Source organism: Pseudochelatococcus lubricantis (assembly GCF_042432495.1).
Classification (GTDB): domain Bacteria; phylum Pseudomonadota; class Alphaproteobacteria; order Rhizobiales; family Beijerinckiaceae; genus Pseudochelatococcus; species Pseudochelatococcus lubricantis.
In genome coordinates this window covers 19,355-43,210 of the sequence record NZ_JBHLXC010000006.1, presented here as the reverse complement: position 1 = coordinate 43,210, position 23,856 = coordinate 19,355, and the positions used below count along the sequence as shown (strand labels likewise).

The following is a 23,856-nucleotide window of genomic DNA, read 5'->3' as shown; positions in this document are numbered from 1 at the left end:
GGCGTGGAGGGGATCGTGACAGCATTCCAGGGGCAACCGATCATGAATGCGAGGCAAACAGGCGGCGACATGGAGCCGGGGTCGCAAACCGATGCCGCGCTCCGGCTTTCGGACGGCCAGATGCTCGCCATTGTCCGTGCCTACGCGCTCGCCTTCATCCTGTTCGGCTTTGCCGTATCGGGGCCTGCCGAGATATTTGATGGTCTCATCAGGATCGTGACGGCGCGGGATACGTTGATCACCGATTATATCGGCGTGGGCGGCATGGGGGCGGCGTTCGTCAACGCGGGCCTGCTGACGCTGCTCGTGAGTTTCGTCTACCGGCTTTGTGACGCGAACATCGGCGGCGCGTCCGTCGCCTGCCTGTTTCTGGTGCTCGGCTTCGCGCTCTTCGGCAAGAACCTGCTGAACGTCTGGCTCGTCGTCGCGGGAGTTTATCTTTATGCGAGGTTCAGGAAAGAACCTTTCTCGAAGCATATCAACACCGCGTTCTTCGGCGCGGCGTTGGCCCCCGTCTTTTCCGAGATCGTTTTCAGCTCGTCCCTTTCGCTGACAGCAAGTATTCCGCTCGGCATCGCAACCTCCCTGCTGATGGGCTTCGTCCTGCCGGCCGTTGCAGCGCAGCTTTTCAATGCTCATATGGGCTTTTCGCTCTATAATGTCGGCTTTGTGGCGGGCGTCATCGGCACGGTGGTCGTGGCAGTGTACAAGTCATACGGCTTCGTCCCCGAGCCAGTCATGATCTGGACAACGGGCAACAACCGCATCCTGGGCGCTTTCCTCGCGCTCGTCTTCGCCTCGATGATCGCCTTCGGATACTTTATCGACAGGCAATCCTTCGGGAAGCTCGGCGCCCTGCTCAGGCTTTCCGGCCAGTCGCCGACCGATTTCATCGCCCGCGTCGGCATCGGGCCGACGTTCGTCAATATGGGCATGACCGGCCTGATGTCCGCGGCGTATATCGTGCTCGTCGGCGGCGCTCTGAACGGCCCGACCATCGCGGCGATTTTCTGTATCGTCGGCTTTTCCGCCTTCGGAAAGCACTGCCTGAACATCTGGCCGATCATGGCCGGCGTTTTCCTGGCGTCGATCGCCAAGCCGTGGAACGCGAACGACCCGTCGATCCTGCTCGCGGCATTGTTCGGCACCACGCTCGCGCCGATTGCCGGCCGGTATGGCTGGCGCTGGGGTATCGTCGCGGGTTTCCTTCACTCGTCGACGGCGCTGACGGTGGGCGTCCTTCACGGCGGGCTGAACCTCTACAACAACGGTTTCGCCGCGGGCATTGTCGCTGCGGTACTGGTGCCGGTCATCACGGCCCTCCGCTCGCGCGATCCGGCCGAAAGCGCGGGCGCCGATCGCCGACCGCCCTGACACGCCCCCTCCGTTGCTGTTACAGGCGCTTGCCTTCTCTCGCACAGCGTTTGCAACGACAATAATAGAAATATACACCCATAATTTATTATATTAAGAAATTTTATATTTTTAAATAATTTTTATGTATTGATAAAAATTTTTCCATAAATAACTTACCATTTCTAGTGAACATCTGTATGGTAAACATCGATTGCGGGTAAGAAGAAAAATCTTTATTCCCCCGCAGAAGAATGAGCCAGCCATTCGGCCGGGACTGCGCCGGGGCTGGAGCCGGGAGCGGGTATATGACTGATCTGATCGAACAGCTTGCCGCCATCGTCGGCGCGCAGCAGGTTCTCACCGGGGCGGATGTGGCGCGTTGGTCCACCGACTGGACCGGCAAGTACAAGGGTGAGCCGCTTGTCGTGGTGCGCCCGGGCAGCCGTGAGGAGGTGGCGGCGGTGCTGCGGGTTGCCAGCGCGCGCAACCTGCCGGTGGTGCCGGTTTCGGGAAACACGGGCACCGTCGGCGGCGCCATGGGCAAGGGCGCCATCGTTCTCACCTTGGAGCGCATGAACCGCATCCGCGAGATTCGCGCCGGGGCCCGCGTGGCGGTGGTCGAAGCCGGCGTCGTCATCGACGCGCTGAACGCGGCGGCCGAAGAGCACGGGCTGATGTTTCCGCTGTCTTTCGGCGCCAGCGGCTCGGCCATGATAGGCGGGGTTCTCTCCACCAACGCGGGCGGCGCGAATGTCGTGCGCTACGGCAATACGCGCGATCTGTGCCTGGGGATCGAGGTCGTGCTGGCGGACGGCCGCATCATGGATCTGATGCAGGCGCTGCACAAGAACAACTCGGGCTTCGACCTGCGCCATCTGATGATCGGCGCCGAAGGGCAACTGGGCATCATCACCGCTGCCGTGGTAAAGCTCTACCCCTGCCCGGTCGACCATGTTACGGCCATGGTCGCGATGCCTTCGCTGGACCGCGCGCCCGACCTCCTGAACGCGATCCAGAGCGCGTCGGCGGGGGCGGTCGTGGCCTTCGAGTTCATGCCGCGCGCCTTCATCGAAGGGCATTTCGCCGTGCGTCCGGACGCGCGCGAGCCGTTCGACGCGCCGCATCCGGTGAACTTGCTGATAGAGCTGGCCGCAACGAAAACCGGCGTTCTGGGCGAGGCGCTGGAAGAGGTTCTGGCCGGCTGGCTGGAGGCCGGAGACGTGACCGATGCCGTCATCGCCCGGAACGAGACGCAACGCCGGGAGATGTGGGCGCGGCGCGAGGCAGCGGCAGAGATCGCCTACCGCAGGCGTCCCGTGGTGGATACCGATATCGCGGTGCCCCTCGATCGGGTTTCGCACTACCTGCGCGAGATCGAACTGCGCCTGCGTGCCATAGATCCGGATTGCGAGGTCCTGTCGGTGGCGCATCTGGGCGACGGCAATATCCATTACACCTGCTATCCCTCCCGGGAGCAGGAGGAGCTTGTCGCCGCCCTGCGGACCGAGATCGACGATCTGGCGCTGGAGATGAACGGCACCTTCTCGGCCGAGCATGGCGTGGGCCTGTCGAAACTGGCGCCGATGGCGCGCTACAAGGATCCGGTGGCGCTCGACGTGATGCGTGCCATCAAGGCAGCGCTAGACCCGAAGGGCATCCTCAATCCCGGCAAAACCTTGCCCGGCAGCGAAACGGAGGCGGCGGGACAAGCCCCCTCACCAGCCGACTCCGCGAGGTTTTGTGAGGGGTTCTAGAATCTGTCCTGTTTACGTTGAAACAGGACAGATTCTCGATTCCTTATTTTGAGCGAATTCTGATCGATCAGATGATTCCATCTGATCGGAACGCGCTCTAAAGGCCGCGCCAGCCAGGGCCGCTCCGGGTCACGCCCGCTGCGGCCCGCGCGGGCCGTAGTCGAACTCCGCCGTGGCGGGACCGAACTTCTTCAGAGTGTCCGGCGCGTCGAACGGATCGAGATGCAGCTCGATGAACGACAGTTTCCCGCTGGCGGCCGCCTGCTGCAGGACCGTCTCAAGCTCCTGCTCCGTGCCGGCCTGCGCGACGAAGAAATCGCCCTCCGGTGCGAAAACCCCGGGCAGTTCGGTGTAGCGCCAGTTCGCGACGTCGTTATAGGCGTCCTTCATGCCCAATATGAAGCGTTCGATCGTATAGCCCCGGTTGTTGAGCAGGAAGATGATCGGCTTCAGCCGCAGACGCAGAATGGTGGAGAGTTCCTGGACCGTGAGCTGGAACGAGCCGTCGCCGATGAACAGCAGGTGGCGCCGTTTTTCGTCCGCCAGCGCCGTCCCGAGCACGGCCGGCAGCGTGTAGCCGATCGATCCCCAGATGTTGGCGGTGATGTAGGTCGTGCCGGCCGGCAGGACCTGCGGGGTGAGGCCGATGTTCGACGTGCCGCTTTCGGCGATGACGACGTCGCCCGGCGCGATGAAACGGGCGATGCGCGGCCACAGGCGCGCCTGCGTCAGCGCGGCGGAGGGCTCCACGATCCAGCCGTCCTGCGGCCGGGGCGGAGCGGCTTCCGCTTCCACGCGCCCTACCCTTTCCGTAAACGCTTCGACCAGGTCCCGCGCGACAACGCCTTCGTAGAACTCGCCGCCGATCGCCGTCCTGCGCCCGCCCAGTTGGACAGTGTGCGCCGGCGGCAGGGACTGGCTGAAATGGCCGGAGTTCGCTTCCGTGAAGCGCGGCGCGGTCGCGATCAGAAAATCGGACGTCTCGACGGCCTCCTTCGCGCGCGGCGGCGAGCTGCGGCCAATATAATGCCCGAGCCACAGCGGATCGGTTTCATCCAGCACGCCCTTGGCGGTCGTCATGCTGGCATAGGGAATCTGCGCCTTCGCCACAAGCTGGCGCAACGGCCCGGCGAGGCCGAAGCGGTCGGCGTCCATGTCGATCAGTAGCGCGGGGCGCCGGGCTTCCGACCACAGTTCCAGCAGGTGCGCCAGCGCGGCCTCCAGACGCTCGGGATCGCTGTGCGAAGGAATAACCAGCGGTTCATCCGGCGCATCGATCGTCAGATACGAAACGTCCGAGGGAAGCTGGATGTAGACGGGCCGTTTCTCCTGCTGGCAGGCGATCAGGACGCGGTCCGTCTCCGTCACCGCGTTCAGCGGGGTGAGCCGCGTCTGCGCCACGGTGAACTGGCGGTAGCAGTTGAGCATGTCGTCGTAGTTGCCCTCGGCCAGCGTGTGATGCAGCAGCCATCCCTGCTCCATTGCACGGAGGGGCGGCGCTCCCGTGATGCAAACCATCGGTACGTGCTCGGCGGCCGCGCCGGCGACGCCGCAGATCGCGCTGAGTTCGCCCACGCCGTACGTCGTCAGGATCGCCGCCGCGCCGTTCAGCCGCGCATAGCCATCGGCGGCATAGGCGGCGTTCAGCTCGTTGCACGTGCCGATGAACTCCAGGCCATCCGCCTCCTTTATCTGTTCGAGGAACTGAAGGTTGTAGTCGCCGGGCACGCCGAACACGTGGCGGATCCCGAGCTGCCGCAGGCGTTTCAGCAGAAACGCGCCGATGGTCGTCTTCATATGCGTCTCCGATCATGTGGCAGGGCGGGCAACCGCCGTTCGCTCAGTAACGGATGATGACCGACTTGATCTCGGTGTAGTCGTCGATGAACGCCGAGCCGAACTCGCGGCCGATGCCGGACGCCTTGATTCCGCCGAAGGGCACCGCCGGATCGAGGATCGTGTGCATGTTGACCCACACGGTGCCGGCCTCGATACGCGGGATCAACCGCAGCGCCTTCGACAGATCGTTCGTCCAGATGCTCGCGGACAGCCCGTAGGGACCGCCGTTCATCAGCGACATCAGTTCGTCCTCCTCGTCATAAGCAAGGAAGGTGCCAATCGGGCCGAAGGTCTCCTCCCGCAGCAGCGCCGCATCCGGCCGGTCGACGCGGATCACGGTCGGGGTGACGAAGAAGCCGGGCCGGTCCAGCACCTCTGCGCCGTAGACGATGCTGTCGTTCTCCTCGCGCGCCCGCGCAAAGAAGCGCGAAACCTTGTCGAGATGCGGCTTGTTCGACAGCGGGCCGAACTGGGTTTCTTCGTCGAGCGGATCGCCGATCCTGAAGCCCTTCAAACGTTCGCCCAGCTTGTCGAGGATTTCGTCGATGCGGCTGCGGTGCACGTAGAACCGCTCCCCGGCAGCACAAATCTGGCCCTGATGCACGAAGCCGGCCTCTAAGATGCCGTCCACGGCCTTGTCCGCATCGATATCGGGAAGGAAGCCCACGGCGTTCTTGCCGCCGAGTTCAAGGGTGGCGCGCGTAAGGCCGGCGTCGAAGGCCGCCTTGCCCACGGCGATGCCCGTCGGCACGGAGCCGGTGAAGCTGACCTTGGCGATGCCCGGATGGGCGATCAGCGCGGCGCCGATCTTCCCGGAGCCCGTCACGACATTGAGTGCGCCGGGGGGCAGCCCCGCCTCCGCGGCAAGCTCCGCGATGCGCAGGATGGTGAGCGGCGTGAACTCGCTCGGCTTGACGACCGAGGTGCAGCCGGTGACCAGCGCCGAGGCGAACTTCCACACCGCGATCATGATGGAGAAGTTCCACGGCACGATGCCGGCCACAACGCCCACCGGCTCGCGGCGGGTGAAAGCCGTGTACTGCTCGCCCCGGAACGAAGGCAGCGAGGGCGACAGGGTTTCGCCCGCGATCTTGGTCGCCCAGCCTGCGTAGTAGCGCAGGAATGCCGCCGCCTGATCGACCTCGAAGGCGCGCGAGAGCTGGATGATCTTGCCCGACTGGCTCGTCTCTATCTGCGCCAGTTCCTCGCGGTGGGCGATGAGCAGGTCTGCCAGCCGGATCAGAATGAGGCCCCGCTCCGCTGGGCTGGTGCGCGCCCAGCTGCCGCGAAACGCCTGCCCCGCCGACGCCACCGCGGCGTCCACTTCGGCATCCGTCGCCTCGGCGATGCTGGCGATCTCCTGCCCGTTCGCGGGATTGACCACCGGCACGCGGCCGGCGCCAGAGCCCGGAACGGCCACGCCATCGATGAAGTGGCCGTGCTCGCGCGCGAGAAAGGCCCGGACCTCGGGAAGCAAAGTGACAATGCTCATGGCGTTTCCTTTCCGGCCGCAGCGCGGCCCCTCTCTGTCTTCGATATTGTTTTCCTTGCCGATGGCGGTTGGGCGCCGCGAGCCTGCGGCCTTCAGTAAACCGCCCCGGTTGCGCCGGCGTCTCCCTTTCCGCCGGCGAATTCCTCCCGCAGGCGGCGCGTCGCGGTGGCGAAGAGGCCGACGTCGGAGCCGATGGCGACGAAGGTTGCACCGAGTTCTATGTATCGCCGGGCGAGTTCGCGGTCGGCGCTGAGGATGCCGGCGGCCTTGCCCGCCTCCACGATCCGCTTCAGCCCGTCGTCGATCGCCGCCTGCACCTCCACCGCTCCCGGCCGGCCGAGGAAGCCCATGTCGGCGGCGAGGTCCGCAGGGCCGATGAAGATGCCGTCGACGCCCTCGACCGCCGCGATTGCCTCGATGGCCGCGAGGCCCGCACGGCTTTCCACTTGCAGAAGCAGGCTGATTTCGCCGTTCGCCGTCTGCACGTAGTCCGGGATGCGGTTGAAGGCGGAAGCACGCGCCAGCGCCGCGCCCACGCCGCGGATGCCCTCCGGCGGGTAGCGCGTGGCACGCACCAGCGCCCGCGCCTGTTCGGCGCTCTCCACCATGGGCACGAGCAGGGTCTGCGCGCCGATGTCGAGCACCTGCTTGATGATCCACGCCTCGCCGATCGGCACCCGCACCACCGGATAGCTCGGCGAGGCGGCGATCGCCTGCAGCTGCGCCAGCATGAGCGGAAGATCGCTCGGCCCGTGTTCGCCGTCGACGAGCAGCCAGTCGTAGCCGGCTCCCGCCGCGATCTCCGCCGCATAGGGGCTCGCCAGCGCGAGCCACAGGCCAATCTGCGTGCGCCCTTCGGCGATGGCGTTCCTGAACGTATTCACGGGGGCTGGCATTGTACCTCCATCCTATTCGAAAAAGATGCTGACGGTGCCGGATGGCCCGAAATCGGCCACGATGGTGTCGCCGTGCCCTGCTTCCACGGGGCGGATGAAGGAGCCGGCGAGCACGATCTGCCCGGCCTCGATGCGGGCGCCGTATTGCGCCAGCCGGTTGGCGAGCCATGCGACGCCGCGCGCCGGTTGGTTCAGCACGCCGGCGCCGAGCCCCGTTTCCTCTACCTTGCCGTTGCGCGACACGATGGCGCCGATCCAGCGCAGATCGGCATCATCCGGCCGCACGGCCCGCCCGCCGGTGACGATGCCCGCATTGGCGGCGTTGTCGGCGATGGTGTCGACGATGGTACGGGCCTTCTTCGTCTCAGGATCGGCCCGCTCGATGCGCGTATCAAGGATTTCGAGCGACGGCGTCACGTAGTCGGTGGCGTTGAGCACGTCGAAGACGGTAATGCCCGGCCCCTCCAGCGGCGCCTTCATCACGAAGGCGAGTTCCGCCTCGATGCGCGGCTGGATGAAACGGGTCGCCGGCACCGTCGCCCCGTCCTCGAAGACCATGTCGTCGAACAGCACGCCGGAGTCCGGAATGTCGATGTTCAGCGCCTGCTGCATCGCCCGCGACGTCAGCCCGATTTTCCAGCCGATCACCTTGCGCCCGCCGGCGATCTTCCTGGTCACCCATGCGCCCTGGATCGCGTAGGCGTCGTCCATCGTCATGCCGGAGTGCTTCAGCGACAGCAGCCCCGTCTGGACGCGGGTGCGCTCGGCCGTATCGAGGCTCTCGACGGCAGCGGCAATTTCATCCTGCGACAGCATGCTTCAGCCCTCGTCCGTCACGGTGTTGCGCAACACGCCGATGCCGTCGGCCTCGACCTCCACCACGTCGCCGGGCTTCAGCCATACCGGCGGATCGAAGCGTGCCCCCGCCCCGGTCGGCGTGCCGGTAAGGATGACGTCACCCGGCACCAGCGTCGTGAAGGTCGAAATATAGTTGATGATCCTGCGGAAGGAAAAGATCATCCGGCTGGTGCGGTCGCTCTGGCGCACCTCGCCATTGACGCGCGTCTGCAGCGCGATGTCGGCGAGCTGGCCTTCGTCGGTATAGGGCACGAGCCAGGGGCCGATGGCGCCGGAGCGGTCGAAGTTCTTGCCCTGCGTCACGTTGAACTTGGCGTGGCGCACCCAGTCGCGGATAGTGCCCTCATTGGCGAGCGACAACGCCGCGACATGGTCGAGCGCGTCCTTTTCCGCGATGCGGCGACCGCCCTTGCCGACGACGATGGCGATCTCCCCCTCGTAGTCGAGCTGCGGACTTTCCGGCGGGCGGATCAGCGGCTGGCCGTGGCCGGTGAAGGAGCGCGGGAAACGCACGAAGAGCGAGGGATTGGCGGGCGCGGCCTGCCCGTCCTTGTATTCCTCGTTGCGATCCGGAAAGTTCACGCCGACGCAAATGATCTTTTCGGGCGCGGGGACCGGAATTTCGTAGGCGATCGCCTCCACCGGGAAATCCGCCGGAAGTCCCGCCGCCGCATCCAGCAGACGACCGAAGGCATTGTCCGCCACCACCTCCCGCAGCGTCGGCCACTCGCCGGCGAACCGTCGCGACAGATGGATGACGCCGGCCTCCGCGATCAGGCCGTAGCCCGGCCGGCCCTCGACAGAGAAACTCGCGAACCTGGAGACGGGCAATCCGGGGGCGCTCATGGTTCGAATCCTTTCATCGCCGCTGTGTGCGGCCGCGCAAGAAAATGTATGGATCGCTCACGGTCATCTTGCGCTCCGGCTCATGGCGCGATGATCGGCTGCGCCTTCAGGAGCGGCTCGTCCGTCTTTGTGCCGGCGAACACGCTGCCGTGTTCGAACCAGGAACGCGGAGCGGGCGCGCCCCACAACGTCTGGCGCTGCGGGTCCTTGAGGTCCCATTTGATGGGCTCAAGGTCGGGATCGACGGTCTGGTAATCGGAGCAGTAGATCTCGATACGGTGGCCGTCGGGATCGAGAACATACAGGAAGAACGCATTGGAAATACCGTGCCGCCCCGGTCCGCGCTCGATGTTCTTGAGGTAGCCCGTGGTCGACATCAGGTCGAGCAGGTCGATGATGTTGAGCGGGGTCGGCACCCAGAAGGCCGTATGGTGCAGCCGCGGCCCGACGCCATTCGTGAACGCAATGTCGTGCACGCCACCCTTGCGGTGCAGCCACGCCGCCCAGAGCTTCTTGCTCTCGTCGTCCTCGGTATATTCGGTGACGCGGAAGCCGATGGAATTGTAGAAGGCGACCGAGGCGTCGACATCAGGCGTGAAGCAGTTGAAATGGTCGATGCGCAGCGGCTTGACGCCATGATAGAGCTTGTACTGCTGATGGATCGGCGGCAGCCTGTCCATCCTGAAGTAGAATTCGAGCGGCGTGCCGAAGTTGTCATGGACGCGCAACGTGCGCCCCTGATACGGCCGATCGACCCATTCGACGGGGTTTCCCCGGGTCTCGAACCAGACGGCCGCCTTGTCGAGGTCTTCCTCCGAATAGACCTTCAGGCTCAGGGCGTTGACGGCGGCGGCCGGCCCTTTTTTCAGAATCACGCAGTGATGGCCACGCTCTTCGAGCCCGCGCAGATAGATCGTCCCGCTGTCTTCATCCGTCACCTGCAGGCCGAGCGTGTCGACATAGAAGGCACGGCTTGCGGCAAGATCCGTGGCGACGAATTCGACGTGGCTCAGCCGGACGATATTGAAAGGCGGATAGAGATTGGGCTGGGGTATCGGCATGGTTTCCTCCTCGTGGTTTCAGGTCTTTGATCGACCTTTTCGGATTATCGTCGTTCCGGGCAGGCGGATACGGCGCGCGACCGTCCCGCCGGGTTCCGCTTCAACCGCCGAGCTTCGGGATCGCATGCGCCGTCGTGGCGAAAGCGATGTTCTTGGTTTCCATGTAGAAATCGAACGACCAGTCGCCGCCGTCGCGGCCGATGCCGGAGTTCTTGACGCCGCCGAAGGGCGTGGGCAGATGGCGGACATTCTCCGAGTTCACCCAGATCATGCCCGCATCGAGATGATCGGTGAAGCGGAAGGCGCGGGTGAGGTCCGACGTCCACAGATAGCCGGCGAGGCCGTATTGCACATCGTTGGCGAGCGCCAGCGCTTCGGCCTCGTCCCTGAACGGGATGGCGGTGAGCACGGGCCCGAAAATCTCCTCCTGCGCGATGCGCATGGTATTGGTCGCACCGGTGAAGAGCGTCGGCGCCACATAGCAGCCGTCTCCGGGTCCGGCGACCTTGCCGCCGCCTGCCGCAACCGTCGCACCCTCGCCCCGGCCGATGCCGATGTATTCCAGGACCTTCTTCTCGTGCACCGGGTGGATCAGCGGGCCGACAACGGTTTCCGGATCGAGCGGATGGCCGACCCTGATCCGCTTCGCCCTCTCGGCGACGAGGGCCGTGAACCGGTCGTAGACGCCTTCCTCGACAAGCAGGCGCGATGAAGAGGTGCAGCGCTCGCCGTTCAGCGAATAGATCATGAAGACGGCCGCGTCCGCCGCGCGCTCCAGATCGGCATCGGCGAACACGATGACCGGGTTCTTGCCGCCGAGTTCGAAATGCACGCGCTTCAGCGTATCGGCACCCTGCTTCAGGATGAGCGAGCCGGTGCGGCTTTCGCCGACGAAGCCGATGGCCTTGATGTCCGGATGCTCCGTCAGGCTCTTGCCCGCATCCTCGCCGAGGCCGTTGACGAGGTTCCACACGCCCTTCGGCAGGCCGGCGCTTTCGGCGATCTCCACCAGCAGGCGCGCCGTCAGCGGCGAGAACTCGGCCGGCTTGTGCACCACCGTGCAGCCCGCGGCGAGCGCCGGCGCGATCTTCCACGTCGACAGCATGAAAGGCGTGTTCCACGGGGTGATGATGCCGACAGGCCCAATGGGCTTGCGCGTCGTGATGTTGACCTGCCCGTCGGTGAGCAGCGTCTTGCCGTCACGCGCCTCGGGCGCGCGGTCGGCGAAGAAACGGAAGTTCTCCGCCCCGCGCAGCGCCGCCTTCGACATGAAGCGGATGGACTGCCCGGTGTCGACGGATTCGACGAAGGCGATCTCCTCCGCCCGTGCCTCAATGGCATCGGCGATCCTGTGCAGCAATGCCTTGCGCTTTTCGCCGGAGAGTGCGGCCCAGGCGGGAAACGCCGCCTTCGCCGCCTTCGCCGCCCGGTCGACATCCGCCGCCTTGCCGTGCGCCACCCGCGCCAGCGGCTTCAGGTCGATGGGCGAGATGCTCTCGAAAGTCGCGCCGTCGAGCGCGGGCACGGCCTCGCCACCGATCTGGTTCAGCACGCCCTGTTCGCGGAAGCGCGCGAGATAGTTCTCGGCCCTGGCGAGATTTTCCTCAAGCTTTGACATGTTTTCCTCTCCATTCCATGGGCCGCCGCGGCGCGTAGCGAATATCAGCCGGCTTCCCGCACGGATGCGGGCGCGCTCTTGCGCAGGCGCGGATGAATCGCGTTCTTCTTCCAGTTCAGCGCCGGGTCGATCTCGCGGATTTCGAAAGACAGCGCGAAATGCGGCGTCTCGAACAGCGGCTGCAGCTCCTCGACGACCGCCGCGAAAATCGCTTCTCCCGCACGCTGGCGATCCTTGAGACTCCGGCCCGCGCCGATGCGAAAGGACATATCGATGAACGCATTCTCCGGCAGATCGTCGGCGATGGCGTAGTGCTCGAACCGGCCGGCGCGCACGCGCACCGCCCCCACCTCGAACAGCCCGGTCGCCAGCGCCTCCCTCAGGATGCGGCGGCAGAGCTTCCCGAAATCGACCCGCCCGTCAAGGTTGGCCGAATACTCGATATTGAAATGCGGCATGGTGTCCCCGTCTGGCGCAGCTATCATTTTAACATGTTAATTAATAGTGCGCCAATAGCAAGAGCGGATCGCCGTCGCAAGACGAATCCCGTCGCCGACCCTACCCGCCGAAGCTGCCCGTCTGCGTCGGCACGTGGACGTAGTTGCGGTCGAAGTAGAGGAGCGCGTGGCCGTCCCTGCGGGAGCGGATCTCCACCACCTCGCCGATGAAGATGTTGTGCGTGCCCACGCGCCGGGTTTCCACCAGACGGCAATCGAAGGAGACGATGGCGTCCGCGAGCGCCTGATTGCCCGATGACAGGTCGATCCATTCGGCGGCGGCGTAGCGCGCCGCCATGTCCGCCTGCTGGCCGGCGAAGAAGGCGGCCAGTTCCTTGTGCTCACCGGTGAGCACGTTCACGCAGAAACGTCCGTTGCCGAAGAACATCTCCGACTGCGCCGAGCGGCTGTTCATGCACACGAGCAGCGTCGGCGGCTCGTCGGTGACGCTGCACATGGCGGTGGCCGTGAACCCGCCGCGCCCGGCGGGTCCGTTGGTGGTGATCACGTTGACGGGGGCGCAGACCCTCGCCATCGCGTTGCGGAACTCCGTCCGCGAAACGGCGTCAACCATATCGGCCTCCTCATTCGGCGGCGAGCGCCTTGCCGGCAGGCTGGTCGAGCGGCGGCAGCCAGGTGTCGCCTGTCCAGCCGTTCTGGTCGTAGTCGGCCATGCACTGGTCCACAAGGGCTTCCATGGCCTTGAGGCGCCCGCCGCGCTCGGCGCCCTTCAGCACCTGCAGGCGCACTTCCTCCGGCGCGCCGGCGTAGTTCAGCTCATAGAGCGCGTGGCGACCGCCGAATTCAGTGCCGGTGGCATCCCAGAGCAGCTTCATGATCTTGATGCGTTCGATGTGGTCCATGTTGTCGGAGCCGCGCACATAGCGCGCCAGATAGCGGTCGATGTCCGGATTGGCGAAGTCCTTCGCCGAGGACGGCAGGTAGATGAGGCCGGACGCCACCGTGCGGCGCACGATGTCGATGACCTTCGGATACGCCTCCGACATGAAGGTGCGGTAGCACAACGCGGCTTCCAGATTGGGCAGCACCGCGCCACCCGCCCACGGAATGGGGTTGCGCGCCATGGCGTGCGAGAACGTCCAGAACTGGTGCCTGATGGCGATGACCTCACCGAGCATCGCCTGGTTGCCGCGGAAGGCATCGCCGCCCGTCGCCCTGAGCGCCTTGGCAAGCAGGCCGGCGAGGAAGTCGAGCTTCACTGCGAGGCGTGTGCAGCCCTGGAAGCAATAACCATGCATGAAGCCGGAGGCCGGATGGAACGACAGGATCTTCGCCGCGTCCCGCAGGACGAGCACATCTTCCCATGGCACGAAGACGTTGTCGAGCACCAGAATGGCATCGTTCTCATCAAAACGCGAGGACAACGGGTAATCGAACGGGTGGCCAACCGTATTCGCCGTCTGCTCGTAGGAAACACGGCAGAACATCTTGATGCCCGGCGCGTTCATCGGCACGATGAACATCACTGACAGCGACGGGTCCTCGGTGACGGTCGCCGAACTCTGCGCCAGAAAATTATAGTGTGTCAGCGCGGACGAGGTCGCCACCACCTTGGCGCCGGTCACATAGATGCCGGCGTCCGTCTCCTTCGTGATGTGGACGAAGACGTCCTTGACCGCGTCGGCGGGCTTGTGGCGGTCGATCGGCGGGTTGACGATGGCATGGTTCATGAACAGGGCGGCTTCCTGCGCCCGCTTGTGCCAGGCGAGTGCATTCTCCCTGAACGGACCGTACCAGTCGGCGTTCGCTCCCAGCGTGTTCATCAGCGCTGCCTTGTAATCGGCGGTGCGGCCCATCCAGCCATAGGACATGCGCGCCCATTCGGCGATCGCGCCCTGCTGCGCCACCAGTTCGTCCGCCGAGTGGGCGACGCGGAAATACTTGTGCGTATAGCCGCCGGAACCCGTATCGGTGGGCGAGGTCAGGACGGTTTTCGTCTTCTCGTCATGCAGCGCGTCGTAGAGACGGGCCAGCGAGCGCACCGAGTTGCGCATGGCCGGATGCGCGGTCACATCGTGCACCTGCTCACCGTTGATGTAGACCTCGCGACCGTCCCTGAGACTTGCCATGTATTCCTCGCCCGTGAACGGGCGCTTGGAATCGGCGCGGTGATCTTCTGCTCTCATCTGGTTTCCTCCAAAACGGGACCCCGAGGCATCCCCTGCGGGGCTTGTCGCGTCCCCTGAAAGTTTTTTGTGAAACTATGCCTCTCCATGCGGCGCGGCTATGGACAGAATGCGGGAATCGGTTGTACTTTTTCGGGTAAATGAACATGTTAAATGATATTCCCACCTTCTTCGTCTACGGCGAGTCCGCACGCCCGCCCGATGTCGGTTTCCTTCATGTGGAAACCGTCATGGCGCGGAAGTACGTGCATTTCGGCAAAGTCGAGCCGCACCGCCACGACAGCATGGCGCAGATCACGTTCTGGACAAAGGGCCACGGCAGCTATCTGATCGAGGACAAGGTTCTGGAGTTTTCAGCGCCCGCAGTCAGTTTCATCCCGAGCGGCATCGTGCACGGCTTCACCGTCGCGGCGGACCACACGGACGCCATCGTGATCTCCGTCGCCGACAGCGCGTTGCCACTGATTGCCGAACTCGCGCTTCTGCCGCTCAACGGCCCGGCCATGGTCAGGACGGGCGAGGCCGTCCTCTGGCGCCGGCTCGCCCGGATCATGGACCTCATCATGGAGGAATACGCGCAGGGATCGTCAGGCACGGAGAACGTCATCCTGCCGCAGGTCGCCGCCGCGCTCGCGCAGATCGCGCGCCTTGCCGCTGCGTCGCCGGCGCTCGCGCTGTCGCCGCAGAAGCTGCTGGCGATCCAGTTGCGCCAGCAGGTCGACCTGCACTTTCGGGACAACTGGCCAGTCGGCCGCTACGTGGAACAGCTTCGCACAACCCCGCACCTTCTCGCGAAGGCGTGCGAGGCCTCCTTCGGCATGCAGATCAAGGAACTGATCGTCGAGCGGCGGTTGCTCGAAGCCAAGCGGCTGCTGCTCTTCACCATCCGCTCCGTGGAGGACATCGCATTCGAACTGGGCATGAAGGACGCCGCCTATTTTTCGCGCTTCTTCCGCGCCCGCACCGGCGCGCCGCCGGGAAGATGGCGGCAGAGGCAGGATGCCGCCCTGGGCGGAGCGCTCGACAGACCGGTCGCCGGCATTATCGATCCGCCCGGCCGGACGGGCTGATCCGCGGCCGCCCCGGCGCAGGCTTGCCCGAGCGGGCGCTGCCGCCGCCAGCCTCATCCGGCGCCTTGCGCGGCCGGCCCCGCCGTTTGCCCGCCCCGGGCGCGACTGCAGTGTCGTCCTCGACGGACGTGCCGATCGCCGCGCCGTCCAGACAGTCGACAAGTTCCCTCAGGAGAGCATGCAGGAGCGTCAGCCGCTCCGCGCCGAAGCGTCCAGTAATCTCACCGTATATTTCCTCGGAGTCGACGCCCGCCTGCTCGATCAGCTCCAGGCCCTGCGGCGAGATGGAGACGAGCCCCCGGCGCATGTCGGTATCGGAAGCGCGCCGCAGAATCAGCCCCCGTTCGTCCAGATCCTTCAGGATGCGGGAAAGCGAGGGCGGCAGAAGAAACGTGACTTCCGCGAGCTGCGATATCTCGATACTCTCCACGGCGGTGAGCGCGCGCAGCACACGCCACTGCTGCTCCGTGATGCCGAAACGCCGCAAGCTGGCCCGGAAATGCCGCATGACGGCTTCCCGCGCCTTCAGCAGCGACATGGGAAGCGACTTCGAGAAATCGCGCAGGCGCACACGGGTCGCCGATGCGCCGGGCTCGGCGGCGGTCTCCGGGGCTTCGGCGGACATCGGGTCGGTCATTGGGTCTCCTGCTGCACTGGCCAGATTGCTGAACATATTATGTACTCCGGAAAAATACCCCGCAGAAGGGCACGAAGTCACCTGTCCCGCCGAAAAATGCCGTTGCCAGAATATAATTAACTTGTTAAATTTGTTTCTGCGCCTCGTGAAGAAAGAGGGCATGGCCGCAAGAGCCGCTGCATAATCCTGGAGGGAGGATACCTTGAAAACCATTGTCGGAATCGTGTGCGCCGTGCTGCTCGGAACGAGCGCGGCAAAGGCCGAGATCGTCATCGGCGCCGTTCTTTCGCTCACCGGCCCGGCCGCGTCGCTCGGCATCCCGGCAAAGAGCACCATCGACCTCCTGCCCAGGCAGATTGGCGACGAGACCGCGCGCTATGTGGTGCTGGACGACGCCAGCGACCCCAGCGCCGCCGTGCGCGCCGCCCGCAAGCTGGTGGACGAGCACAAGGTCGATGCCATCATCGGCCCCAGCGTCACGCCCACCTCGCTCGCCCTGCTGGAAGTGCTCGGCCCGTCGAAGACGCCCGGCATCAGCCTCGCTGGTTCCGGCATCATCGCGAGCCCGGTGGAGGGCAACAAGCACTGGTCGTTCAAGCTCGCCGCCGGCGAGGACATTCAGGCCGGGCGCGTGTTCGACCACCTCGCGAAGACCGGGATCAGCTCGGTGGCGTTCATCGGCTTCAACGACTCCTTCGGCGATTCCTTCATCGGCACGTTCAAGAAGGAGGCTGCCGCCCGCAACGTGCCGGTGCTCGCGGACGAACGCTACGGCAGGACGGACACCAGCGTCACCGCGCAGGTGCTGAAGATCATCTCCGCCAATCCCGGCGCGGTCATCATCGGCGCGTCCGGCACGCCAGGCGTGATGCCGGTGCTGGAACTGCGCAAGCTCGGCTACGGCGGAGCCATCTACATCAATCAGGGCATGGCCAACTCCGACGTGCTGCGCGTGGGCGGCGCGGCGCTGGAGGGGGCGTTCCTGCCCACTCCGCCCGCGCTGGTGGCCGAGCAGCTTCCCGACGCGAACCCCGTGAAGGCGGTCGCCACCGAATACGTCCAGGCCTACGAGAAGGTTCACGGCCCCAACAGCCGCTCGCTGTTCGGCGCCACCGCGCAGGATGCCTTCCTGCTCATCAGGCACGGGGCCGAACAGGCGCTCAAGAGCGCTAAGCCAGGCACGGCGGAGTTCCGGACGGCCGTGCGCGACGCCATGGAGAACGCGCGCGAACTCATCGGCACGGAGGCGGTGTTCAACCTGACGCCGACCGACCACAACGGCACGGACCGGCGCGCCAGCGTCATCGTGCGGGTCGACGGAGGCAAGTGGGTCTACGTGCCCGTCGACGACTGAAGACACGGTCCGCGCCGCCCTGCGTTCCTTTTCCCTGTCGCGCCGGAGCCTTCATGAATTCCATCATCGCATTGCTTCTTATCCAGGACGGGTTGACCATGGGTGCTGTCTATGCCCTGCTGGCGCTTGTCCTGGTCATGGTCTTCTCGGTCACGCGGGTCATTCTGGTCGCGCAGGGAGAGCTTGTCAGCTACGGCGCGCTCACCATGGCGAGCCTGCAGGCGGGACATCTGCCGGGCACCGCCCTGATCGCGGTGGCCGGCGGCGTCATCGCCGCCGCCATGGAGCTGTGGGCCTATGCGCGCGGGCCGCGCTCCCGCACACATCTTGTCGCCGCCGCGCTTTACATGCTCGTGCCGCTCGCGGTGTTCGGCCTCGTCGCCGCGCTCGCGCCGCAGGGGTCGGGCGCGTTCGTCCGCGTGCTGCTGACACTGCTCATCGTCGTGCCGCTCGGGCCGATCCTGTATCGTGTGGCCTTCCAGCCGCTCGCCAGCGCTCCCGTGCTGGTGCTGCTCATCGTGGCGGTGGCGCTGCATTTCGTGCTCACCGGCCTCGGGCTCATCGCCTTCGGCGCCGAGGGTGTGCGCGTGGCGCCGCTGATCGACGGAATGCTACGATTCGGCCCCTATTTCCTGTCGGCCCAGGCGCTGTTCACCATCGCCATCACGCTCGCGCTCATCGCCGCGCTGTTCGTGTTCTTCGGCTCCACGCTGAGCGGCAAGGCGCTGCGCGCCACGGCCTTCAACGAGGTGGGCGCGCGCCTCGTCGGCATCAGCACCACTGGCTCGGGCCTGCTCGCGTTTTCGCTGGCCGCGCTCATCGGCACCGTGTCCGGCATCCTCATCGGTTCGTTCGCCACCATCTATTACGACACCGGCTTCATCATCGGCCTCAAGGGCTTCGTCGCCGCCATCCTCGGTGGGCTCGGCTCCTATCCGCTCGCGGCGTTCGGCGCCGTGCTGGTGGGGCTGCTCGAATCCGGCTCGTCCTTCTTCGCGAGCGCGTTCAAGGACGTGCTCGTCTTCGCCCTGATCATCCCCATCCTGATGTGGCGCAGCTTCTCGGCGGGACACGCGGAGGAGGAAGAGGAATGACCATCCGCACAACACTGCTCGCCGTCTTCCTGCTGGCGCTGGCGGCTGCCCCGCTCGTCCTGCCCGAGTATTACGTGACGCTGCTCAACTACATCGGCCTCGGCAGTCTCGCCACCCTCGGCATCGTGCTGCTCACCGGCATCGGCGGACTCACCTCCTTCGGCCAGGCCGCCTTCGTCGGCATCGGCGCCTACGCAACCGCCTATGCGACGACGGCCTGGGGCTTCTCGCCGTGGTTCGCGCTGCCGCTCGGCCTGTTCGCGGCCGCGGCCTGCGCCCTCGCCATCGGCGCGGTGACGCTGCGCCTGTCCGGCCATTACCTGCCGCTCAGCACCATCGCCTGGAGCCTCAGCCTCTACTATCTCGTGGGCAACCTGCCGGTGCTGGGCGCGCACGACGGCATCACCGGCCTGCCGGCGGTGAGCCTGTTCGGCGTGGTGCTCGACGACGCCCGCAGCTTCTCGTTCCTCATCTGGATCTTCGTGCTGCTGGGGCTTCTGTCGGTGCACAACCTGCTCGGCTCGCGCGCCGGGCGGGCCATCCGCTGCCTACGCGGACGCAGCACAATGGCGGAGGCCTTCGGCGTAGACACCACTCGCCTCAAGGTCGCGATCTTCGTCCACGCGGCCTTGCTCGCCGCGGCTTCCGGCTGGCTCTATGCCCATCTGGTGCGCTTCGTGAACCCCACGCCCTTCGGCCTCAACGTCGGCATCGAATATCTGTTCATGGCCGTTGTGGGGGGTGTCGGCCAGCTCGCCGGCGCGGTGGTTGGCGCGGGCGTCATGGTGGTGCTGCGCGATGTGCTGCAGGACGTCGCAGCCCGCGTCCTCGGCGTGAGCGGCGCGATCGAGATCGTCGCCTACGGCGTGCTCATCATCGTTCTGCTGCAGAACGCCCGCGCCGGCATCGTGCCCTTCGTGACGCGGCGGCTGCCGGCGCCGGAGCCGCTGAAGGTGCCGGACGACGCGCCCTCTCTGCCGATGCGCGATCGGCCGGCACGCGGGGAAACGGTACTCGTCGCCGACAAGGTCGTGCGGCGCTTCGGCGGCCTCGTGGCGGTGAACGAGGTATCGTTCACGCTGAAGGCGGGCGAGATTCTCGGCGTCATCGGCCCCAACGGCGCAGGCAAGAGCACGCTGTTCAACCTGCTGAGCGGCGTCCTGCCGCTGACGGGCGGCGCGATCAGCGTACTCGGACGGGCGGCGAACGGGCTCACCTCCCGCGCCATTGCCCGCCTCGGCCTCGCCCGCACCTTCCAGCACGTGCAGCTGCGCGGCGACATGTCGGTGCTGGAGAACGTGGCGCTGGGCGCCCACATGCGCAGCCGCAAGGGCATCCTCTCCGCCATTCTCCGGCTGGACAGGAAGGAGGAAGGCGCGCTGCTGGCGGAGGCGCTGCGCCAGCTCGAACGTGTCGGCCTCGCCGACAGCCGGAACGTGCCGGCGGGCAGCCTCGCGCTCGGCCAGCAGCGCATCGTGGAAATCGCCCGCGCGCTTGCCTCCGACCCTGTCGTGCTGCTGCTGGATGAGCCCGCTGCCGGCCTGCGCTATCACGAGAAGCAGGCGCTCGCCGCCCTGCTGGACAGCCTGCGCGCCGAAGGCATGAGCATCCTCATCGTCGAGCACGACATGGATTTCGTGATGAACCTGGTGGACCGCCTCGTGGTCATGGAGTTCGGCCGTCCCATCGCCAGCGGCGTCCCGGGCGCCGTGCAGAACGATCCCGCCGTGCTCGAAGCATATCTCGGAGGGGCGGTATGACCCTGCTGCTGAAGGTGGAAAACCTCACCGTCGCCTATGGCAAGGTGGAGGCCATTTCGGGCGTCGGCCTCGCCATTCCGGAAGGGCGCATCGTCACCGTCATCGGGCCGAACGGCGCTGGCAAGTCCACGCTGCTCAACGCCGTCATGGGCCTCCTGCCGAGCCGCGGCCGGATCGTCTATGCCGGGCAGGAGGTGATGCAGACGAAGGTGGAGGCGCGCGTCGGCGCGGGCCTCTGCCTCGTGCCGGAGAAGCGCGAGCTGTTCGCGCAGATGAGCGTGGCGGACAATCTGCTGCTCGGCGGCTACAGCCGCCGCCATGTGCGCGACGACAGCCGCGCCCGCGACCTCGACGCCATGTACACGCTCTTTCCACGCCTTCGGGAGCGTCACGCCCAGCAGGCGCGCACGCTGTCGGGCGGCGAGCGGCAGATGCTGGCCCTCGCCCGCGCGCTGATGGCGCGGCCGAAGCTGCTGATGCTGGACGAGCCGAGCCTCGGCCTCGCCCCGCGCATCGTCCGCGAGGTGTTGGAGGCCGTCGCATCCCTGCGGGACAGAGGCATGTCAGTGCTGCTGGTGGAGCAGAACGCGCGCGCCGCGCTGTCGGTGGCCGATTATGCCTATGTGCTGGAAACCGGCACTGTCGCGCTGGAAGGGCCGGCACGGGAAGTGGCGGCCAACCCCCGCGTGACGGAGACGTACATCGGCGTCGGCCACGGAGCCGGCGCGCAGCGGGAGGCGTCAACGCCGCTCGCTGCCTCGTGATGGACAGGCCCTGCCAGGCCGCCCGGACCTGGATGAAGCGCGACGATGCCCCGACCTACCGAAGCACGATGTAGGCGTCGGGATCGAGCGTGAACGCCCGGATGGCGGCCCGTTCGCCGGTCGCTTCCAGCAGGATGCCGCGCAGTTTTTCACAGGCCGAGATGATCAGGTCGCGCGTGCGCTCAGGCTTGGGCAGCAGGCGGATTTCCACCGCGATCCGTGCCTGGTCCGCCAGCCCGCGGGCCTCGATGACCGCGAGCTGGCAAAAGGAGGCGTCGACATTGAATTCGCGGCACAGCAGGTCGCGAACAGACGGAAGCGTCTCCGTAAGCCTTTCCTTCCGTTCGGTTTCGATTGTCTGATCGACATGGATCGTGAGCAGCGGCAAGGCGTTCTCCTGTCTTCCGCGAAACGGGGGCTATGCCGGCACGTTATTGCGGCACGAGGACGAAATCAAATGGCGATCGTCACGGTGTCGGTCGGGACCCGCGCGTATCAATCGCCGCACGGGAACGCATTCGGTTGCGAACGGGCGCACGGCGGGCTATCAGTTCCACACTGACTGACATGGAAATCGAACGGGCGATGACGTCGAAACTGGAGCTGCCGGCGTGAATTTTCTTTGCACGACCGGAAACGGGGTCTGGACCGCCGGTGAGATGGCGCCACGGTCGCGCCCCGCCCCGGCTTCCGAGGAGTGACAGTCCAGATGACGGAGGAACTGACCGAACGCGCCGGCACGGCCTGGCGGCATGCCAACATCGGGCGCCTCCTCAACAACGCCGTACGCCGCTTCGAAGCGCGGGTTCTGGAAGTCATGAGCGAAAAGGGCCACACCGAAGCGCGGATCGCGCACATCAGCCTCACGCGCAATCTCGACATCGCCGGCACGCGCCTGACGGAACTGGCGCGGCGCGCGTCCATGAGCAAGCAGGCCATGGGCGAGCTTGTCGATCAATGCGCGAATCTCGGCCTTGTCGACCGCACCGAGGACCCGAGCGATCGCCGCGCCCGGCTCATCGTCTTCACCCCGACCGGAATCGAATGGCTCGAAGCGTTTCGCACCGCCGTCGACATCGCCGAAGCCGAGATGCGTGCGGAACTCGGCGAGACGGCCATGAACGCCATCGTCGCCGGCCTGACAGGCTATGGGGCGCGGTTCGCCACGCTCGACCTGTAAGGCGGCACACCCTTTCGCGCCCGCCATCGATACCGGCCGGCTACGGACCCTGTCGGAAAACACGCGGCAGTCTGCGGAAAACATATTCATAATCAGACAGATGCTCAGATGGCGCCTCCTTCCGGAGCGGTCATCCCGTTGCGAAATTCAAATTTTTCATCAGGTCGCTTGACTAATATAGTCAGGTGACCTTATTGTTTTATATGTAACGAAAATAAAGTGGGAGGAAATTCGTGCACCCCGGCGTGATCGCCAGCGTGCGGCCTGTTCCCGGCTGGGGTTCGGGCGGCGTGACACGAACGGGGAGCCGTATTCGCCGCGCCGGACCCGTCGCCCGTGGACATCGTGGCCGAGGATGCCGTCGCCCTGCCCTTCGATGAAGGCGCAGCGGAAAAGAGAAACCGTCAACGGAGATTTCACGATGAAGATTGCTATTGCGGGCGCCGGTATCGGCGGGCTCGCGGCCGCGCTGTGCCTGCATGAGAAGGGCCATGCGGTTCAGGTTTTCGAGGCGGTGGAAACGCTGCAGCCGCTGGGCGTGGGCATCAACGTCATGCCCCACGCGGCCGGCGTGCTGCACGGGCTGGGGCTGGGCGAGGCGCTCGACGAGATGGCGATCCGCACCCGCGCCATTGAGTACCGCACGCGCTTCGGCCACCTGATCCAGTCCGATCCGCGCTCGGTCGAGGCGGGCTTCGAGTATCCGCAATACTCGATCCATCGCGGCGAGCTGCAGTTCCTGCTGCTCGATACGCTCCGCGCGCGGCTCGGCCATGAGGCGGTGACCACCGGCAAGGCGGCGACCGGCTTCACGCAGGATGACGCCAGCGTGCGGGTGACGTTTGCCGACGGCGCGGTCCACGACGCCGATATCCTCATCGGCGCGGACGGCTTCCGCTCGAAAATTCGCCAGCAGCTTCATCCCGACGAGGGGCCGGCGCATTACGAAGGCACCATGATGTGGCGCGGCGCCAATCTGCAGGCGCCCTTCGCCGACGGGCGGACCATGTTCATCGCCGGCGACCATGACGTGAAATTCGTCTGCTATCCGATCAGCGGCCGCGCCGCGCGTGACGGCAAGGCGCTCATCAACTGGGTGGCCGAGGTGCGCCACGACCAGCCGCGCGCCGCCGAAGAAGCGGACTGGACGCGGGAGGGAGACCGCGACTTCATCGCCGAGTTTCAGGAATTCCGGATGCAGGACATCGATATACCGGCGCTCCTCAGGAATACCCAGCACATTACGCAATATCCGATGATCGACCGCGATCCGCTGCCGTGGTGGACGCAGGGGCGGGTCACGCTTCTGGGCGATGCCGCGCATCCCATGTATCCGATGGGCGCGAACGGTGCTTCGCAGGCCATCGTCGATGCGCGGACCCTTGCCGATGCGCTGGCCGCGCAGCCGGGGCCGGAGGGCCTCCTCGCCTACGAGACGCTGCGCCGCCCGGTCACGACGAATGTCGTGCTCAACAACCGCAAATCGGGCCCGGAGCGCGTCCTCGACATCGCGGCCGCCCGCGTCAAGGGGCCGGAGGACCGGATCGAGGATCTGATTACCGCGGAGGAGCTTGAGGAAGTGGCCGCGAGCTATCGCCAGATCGCCGGCTTCCTGAAAAAGGCGGTATAGGCC

The 23,856-nt window shown here is 65.7% G+C and carries 21 protein-coding genes; 9 read left to right on the top strand and 12 right to left on the bottom strand.

From position 1 onward, the window contains the following. Positions 1 to 42 precede the first annotated feature (42 nt). The gene (locus ACFFJ7_RS11050) at positions 43 to 1,374 is read left to right on the top strand and encodes a DUF1576 domain-containing protein (RefSeq protein ID WP_377592321.1); all 1,332 of its coding nucleotides are present in this window, start codon (positions 43 to 45) and stop codon (positions 1,372 to 1,374) included. 287 nt (positions 1,375 to 1,661) lie between these two features. After that, entirely contained in the window at positions 1,662 to 3,110 is a 1,449-nt protein-coding gene (locus ACFFJ7_RS11045; protein WP_377592320.1) for an FAD-binding oxidoreductase, read from the top strand. A 129-nt stretch (positions 3,111 to 3,239) separates the two neighbouring features. Here the strand turns inward: ACFFJ7_RS11045 and ACFFJ7_RS11040 are convergent, their stop codons facing one another. The 10 genes from ACFFJ7_RS11040 to ACFFJ7_RS10995 all read right to left on the bottom strand — a co-directional run bounded on the left by ACFFJ7_RS11040 (position 3,240) and on the right by ACFFJ7_RS10995 (position 14,364). After that, positions 3,240 to 4,907 (bottom strand): alpha-keto acid decarboxylase family protein, encoded by a 1,668-nt coding sequence (locus tag ACFFJ7_RS11040; RefSeq protein WP_377592319.1) that lies wholly within the window; start codon positions 4,905 to 4,907, stop codon positions 3,240 to 3,242. 43 nt (positions 4,908 to 4,950) lie between these two features. Continuing rightward, positions 4,951 to 6,441, bottom strand: a complete 1,491-nt coding sequence (locus tag ACFFJ7_RS11035) for an aldehyde dehydrogenase family protein (protein ID WP_377592317.1) — start codon at positions 6,439 to 6,441, stop codon at positions 4,951 to 4,953. Positions 6,442 to 6,533: 92 nt separating this feature from the next. Further along, positions 6,534 to 7,337, bottom strand: coding sequence for a 4-hydroxy-2-oxoheptanedioate aldolase (hpaI, locus tag ACFFJ7_RS11030; protein WP_377592316.1), 804 nt, complete (start codon positions 7,335 to 7,337; stop codon positions 6,534 to 6,536). A 12-nt stretch (positions 7,338 to 7,349) separates the two neighbouring features. After that, entirely contained in the window at positions 7,350 to 8,153 is an 804-nt protein-coding gene (gene hpaH, locus ACFFJ7_RS11025) for a 2-oxo-hept-4-ene-1,7-dioate hydratase (RefSeq protein ID WP_377592315.1), read from the bottom strand. A gap of 3 nt (positions 8,154 to 8,156) precedes the next feature. Continuing rightward, a complete protein-coding gene (locus ACFFJ7_RS11020) occupies positions 8,157 to 9,041 on the bottom strand; it encodes a fumarylacetoacetate hydrolase family protein (protein ID WP_377592314.1) in 885 nt (294 codons plus the stop codon). 80 nt (positions 9,042 to 9,121) lie between these two features. After that, on the bottom strand, positions 9,122 to 10,102 hold the full coding sequence (gene hpaD / locus ACFFJ7_RS11015; protein WP_166955891.1) for a 3,4-dihydroxyphenylacetate 2,3-dioxygenase: 981 nt from the start codon (positions 10,100 to 10,102) through the stop codon (positions 9,122 to 9,124). A gap of 100 nt (positions 10,103 to 10,202) precedes the next feature. Continuing rightward, on the bottom strand, positions 10,203 to 11,720 hold the full coding sequence (gene hpaE / locus ACFFJ7_RS11010; RefSeq protein WP_377592313.1) for a 5-carboxymethyl-2-hydroxymuconate semialdehyde dehydrogenase: 1,518 nt from the start codon (positions 11,718 to 11,720) through the stop codon (positions 10,203 to 10,205). A gap of 44 nt (positions 11,721 to 11,764) precedes the next feature. Further along, positions 11,765 to 12,178 carry a 5-carboxymethyl-2-hydroxymuconate Delta-isomerase gene (locus tag ACFFJ7_RS11005; protein ID WP_166955888.1) on the bottom strand — a complete coding sequence of 138 codons (414 nt, stop codon included), beginning with the start codon at positions 12,176 to 12,178 and terminating at the stop codon, positions 11,765 to 11,767. Between the two features lie 100 nt (positions 12,179 to 12,278). After that, a complete protein-coding gene (locus tag ACFFJ7_RS11000) occupies positions 12,279 to 12,791 on the bottom strand; it encodes a flavin reductase (RefSeq protein WP_166955886.1) in 513 nt (170 codons plus the stop codon). 10 nt (positions 12,792 to 12,801) lie between these two features. Continuing rightward, positions 12,802 to 14,364 (bottom strand): 4-hydroxyphenylacetate 3-hydroxylase N-terminal domain-containing protein, encoded by a 1,563-nt coding sequence (locus ACFFJ7_RS10995; RefSeq protein ID WP_377592309.1) that lies wholly within the window; start codon positions 14,362 to 14,364, stop codon positions 12,802 to 12,804. 146 nt (positions 14,365 to 14,510) lie between these two features. Here ACFFJ7_RS10995 and ACFFJ7_RS10990 point away from each other — a divergent pair, with 146 nt between their 5' ends. Further along, positions 14,511 to 15,434 (top strand): helix-turn-helix domain-containing protein, encoded by a 924-nt coding sequence (locus tag ACFFJ7_RS10990; protein WP_377592307.1) that lies wholly within the window; start codon positions 14,511 to 14,513, stop codon positions 15,432 to 15,434. On the opposite strand, the gene hpaR is transcribed toward ACFFJ7_RS10990, so the two are convergent. Continuing rightward, positions 15,406 to 16,071 carry a homoprotocatechuate degradation operon regulator HpaR gene (gene hpaR, locus ACFFJ7_RS10985; RefSeq protein ID WP_377592305.1) on the bottom strand — a complete coding sequence of 222 codons (666 nt, stop codon included), beginning with the start codon at positions 16,069 to 16,071 and terminating at the stop codon, positions 15,406 to 15,408. The two genes, ACFFJ7_RS10990 and hpaR, sit on opposite strands and share 29 nt — an antisense overlap. 202 nt (positions 16,072 to 16,273) lie before the next feature. On the opposite strand from hpaR, the gene ACFFJ7_RS10980 reads away from it, so the two are divergent. Genes ACFFJ7_RS10980 through ACFFJ7_RS10965 form a run of 4 tightly spaced genes read left to right on the top strand, consistent with a single transcriptional unit; the run spans position 16,274 to position 21,043 of the window. Then, positions 16,274 to 17,425, top strand: coding sequence for an ABC transporter substrate-binding protein (locus tag ACFFJ7_RS10980; protein WP_377592303.1), 1,152 nt, complete (start codon positions 16,274 to 16,276; stop codon positions 17,423 to 17,425). Positions 17,426 to 17,478: 53 nt separating this feature from the next. Beyond that, on the top strand, positions 17,479 to 18,519 hold the full coding sequence (locus ACFFJ7_RS10975) for a branched-chain amino acid ABC transporter permease (protein ID WP_377592301.1): 1,041 nt from the start codon (positions 17,479 to 17,481) through the stop codon (positions 18,517 to 18,519). Continuing rightward, positions 18,516 to 20,279: a branched-chain amino acid ABC transporter ATP-binding protein/permease gene (locus tag ACFFJ7_RS10970; protein ID WP_377592299.1), complete on the top strand. Its 1,764-nt coding sequence runs from the start codon at positions 18,516 to 18,518 to the stop codon at positions 20,277 to 20,279. The genes ACFFJ7_RS10975 and ACFFJ7_RS10970 overlap by 4 nt, the downstream gene beginning before the upstream one ends. After that, positions 20,276 to 21,043 carry an ABC transporter ATP-binding protein gene (locus ACFFJ7_RS10965; protein ID WP_377592296.1) on the top strand — a complete coding sequence of 256 codons (768 nt, stop codon included), beginning with the start codon at positions 20,276 to 20,278 and terminating at the stop codon, positions 21,041 to 21,043. Before ACFFJ7_RS10970 ends, ACFFJ7_RS10965 begins: the two co-directional genes overlap by 4 nt. A 55-nt stretch (positions 21,044 to 21,098) precedes the next feature. Here ACFFJ7_RS10965 and ACFFJ7_RS10960 read toward each other — a convergent pair whose 3' ends face one another. Next, positions 21,099 to 21,431, bottom strand: a complete 333-nt coding sequence (locus ACFFJ7_RS10960) for a hypothetical protein (protein WP_377592294.1) — start codon at positions 21,429 to 21,431, stop codon at positions 21,099 to 21,101. A 321-nt stretch (positions 21,432 to 21,752) separates the two neighbouring features. On the opposite strand from ACFFJ7_RS10960, the gene ACFFJ7_RS10955 reads away from it, so the two are divergent. Beyond that, entirely contained in the window at positions 21,753 to 22,223 is a 471-nt protein-coding gene (locus ACFFJ7_RS10955) for a MarR family winged helix-turn-helix transcriptional regulator (RefSeq protein ID WP_166955878.1), read from the top strand. A gap of 421 nt (positions 22,224 to 22,644) precedes the next feature. Further along, a complete protein-coding gene (locus tag ACFFJ7_RS10950; RefSeq protein ID WP_377592291.1) occupies positions 22,645 to 23,853 on the top strand; it encodes a flavin-dependent oxidoreductase in 1,209 nt (402 codons plus the stop codon). Positions 23,854 to 23,856: the final 3 nt, after the last annotated feature.